Below are 2,416 nucleotides of genomic sequence, written 5' to 3'. Positions count from 1 at the left end.
CGGGACAATCGTTTTTGCGATGTTAAGTTAAGGCCATCTTCCGTCTGCAAGAATGACGCACCACGACCAGTAGATCCGAGTTTGTTGTTGTACCGCGAGAACTTGAAGACCGATCCTTCCGCCCGGTAAGGCCCATCGATCAATTTAATTTCACGACCAACATGGGAGCTTGCCTTCACAACACCTAAAAAAGCCGCCACCTCGAAACCCACCGGCGTCATCATCACCGGCAGCAAGGCGATTTGCACGCCCGGTAGTTGGAATACATCTTGGGCCAAGCTACTCGATTGCCCGTAGTAGCTGGGAAACGGCGTCCTACCAAACCAAGATAACGCGCTGTCTAAATAGCCGCCGATTTGCCGCGTCAAACTCGCGTCCGCCCAAGTCCCGGTCGGATCGGTATCGCTGACCGGATTGCCGTTGGCGTAAGTATACACACGGGTGCCGCCTTCCAGGCCGATCAGGTCGGGTTGCAGGTAGCGGCCGGTACGGGGCGAGAAGTAGCGAGTGTGGTTGTAGTGCAGGCCGGAGAAGGCGTCGTAGTTATTGGCCGGGGGTAATCCCCCCATTTTAAGCAGAGCTTAAAAGTAGAGGTTACGCGGCCAACGCTAGTTTTTGTTTGGGCGTCATTCAACCGATGGCCATGTTGGGCCGTTCATGATTGTAGATCCACAACCAGCGTTCTGCAAAATCCTGAACCTGCCCGATCGATTCAAATAGGTACTGGGCCAACCATTCGTAACGCACGGTTCGGTTTTAGCGCTCCACGTAGGCATTCTGCTGCGGGTTGCCCGGTTGGATATAGTCGATCCGAATACCATGCCGTTCAGCCCAGGTTTTTAACGTCTCGCCGATATATTCCGGCCCATTATCCAGCGAATGGCTTGGAGTTTCCCTCGCCATTCGATGATGCGATCCAAGGCACGAATAACCCGCAGCGCCGGTAACGACAAATCCACTTCAATCCCTAAGCCTTCCCGATTATAGTCATCGATAACGTTGAGCAAACGGAAAGCCCGGCCATCCGCCAGTTGATCGTGCATGAAGTCCATCGAGCACACGGCGTTGATACGATCCGGAACCGCCAAAGGTTGCGGGGTTGCCCGTACCAACCGTTTCTTGGGCTTGATGCGCAGGTTGAGTTTCAGTGCTCGGTAAATCCGATAGACACGCTTGTGATTCCAGCAAAAGCCTTTTACGTTGCGCAACTGCAAATAGCATAATCCAAATCCCCAGGAGCGGTGCGTGTCGGTCAGGCATAGCAGCCAGTCGGCAATTTCGGCGTTTTCGGACGCGCGTGAAGACTGATAGCGATAACCGCTTTGGCTTATGCATAACCACTCTTAGACTGGCTCGCTTGACCTGGATCATGTCGTTCGCCATCTCGCGTCTGCTGACCGTTTCATTTTTGGACGTCCAGATTCCTTCAAGACATTTAACAACCAGTGCCGTATCCACTTCCGTGATCGGGAGTTTGCCAATGGTTGGATATGCGTACTGTTCCAGGGTATTGGACCATTGCGGAGCATGCTTAGGATTTTTCCAGCCATGGCGATTAATCTCGATGTAAGCGGCGGCGCATTCTGCAAATGTCATTGACTTGGCGACAGACAAATGAAGCTCGCGTTCAATTTTCCGTTTTTCCACCAGAGGATTCAGACCTTGCTTGAGCAGCTTTCGGTACTCAGATGCTTGCTCCCTGGCTGCTTCCAGCGAAATATCGCCAAAACTACCCAGACCTATCTCGGTAGCCTTTTTATTCCTGACAAATTTGAAAATCCAGCTTTTTGAAAGTGTCGGACTAACCTGTAGGTAAAGACCACCACCATCACTGTGATAACTGGGAGTTTTGATTGTCACAACCTTGCGTGCATTCAGCTTATTCAAAATCCGACTCATAAATCCTACCCTACTTCCTACCCTACTTTCGGCATCGGATTGGAGTATATTTTATCGAACCAAGCTGGACAATAAATTTGTAACTTATCGTTTTTTAACAAGAATTTAGGACGACAAAAAACGATATCGGACTTTTATTAGGCGGACTAGCTTCCGCCATAACACGATTAAGGCCCAGCAAACTCGTTTGCCGGGGCCCTTTTTATTGCTGGCTATTTTCTCGATCCAGACCGATTCCCGCCAGCAGCACCCGGCCAAGCTTTCGTGTTATCGTCGGCAAATGATGGAAATCCTCGTTGTCTCGCTCGCATCGCTACTAGCCGGAACCGTGGACGCTATCGTCGGAGGCGGCGGTTTAATTTTGGTTCCGACCTTATTCGCCGCTTTCCCCGCGGCACTCCCCGCCACGCTGTTTGGAACCAATAAATGCGCTTCGGTGTGGGGCACCGCGATCGCGACGGCACAATATGCCAGACGCGTCGAAATGCACTGGCGGCTACTGATTCCGGCCGCGGTC

At 51.8% G+C, this 2,416-nt stretch carries 2 protein-coding genes and 2 pseudogenes; 1 reads left to right on the top strand and 3 read right to left on the bottom strand.

The window, feature by feature from the left end:
• The 3 genes and pseudogenes from AC3B8H_RS20400 to AC3B8H_RS20390 all read right to left on the bottom strand — a co-directional run.
• Positions 1-569: RHS repeat-associated core domain-containing protein (locus AC3B8H_RS20400; RefSeq protein WP_488443352.1), on the bottom strand; the 569-nt coding region annotated here is incomplete at its 3' end.
• A 61-nt stretch (positions 570-630) separates the two neighbouring features.
• Positions 631-1,331: pseudogene (locus tag AC3B8H_RS20395) on the bottom strand (IS3 family transposase); the annotation flags it as partial.
• Between the two features lie 70 nt (positions 1,332-1,401).
• Positions 1,402-1,899, bottom strand: a pseudogene (locus AC3B8H_RS20390) (tyrosine-type recombinase/integrase); the annotation flags it as partial.
• A 205-nt stretch (positions 1,900-2,104) separates the two neighbouring features.
• On the opposite strand from AC3B8H_RS20390, the gene AC3B8H_RS20385 reads away from it, so the two are divergent.
• Positions 2,105-2,416, top strand: a 312-nt coding sequence (locus AC3B8H_RS20385; RefSeq protein WP_488443351.1) for a TSUP family transporter, incomplete at its 3' end; no start/stop codon positions are given.

The sequence above is a fragment of the Methylomonas sp. BG-2 genome, from assembly GCF_057766305.1.
The sequence above is the reverse complement of the archived record's forward strand: the minus strand, read 5'-3'. Positions and strand labels throughout refer to the sequence as shown.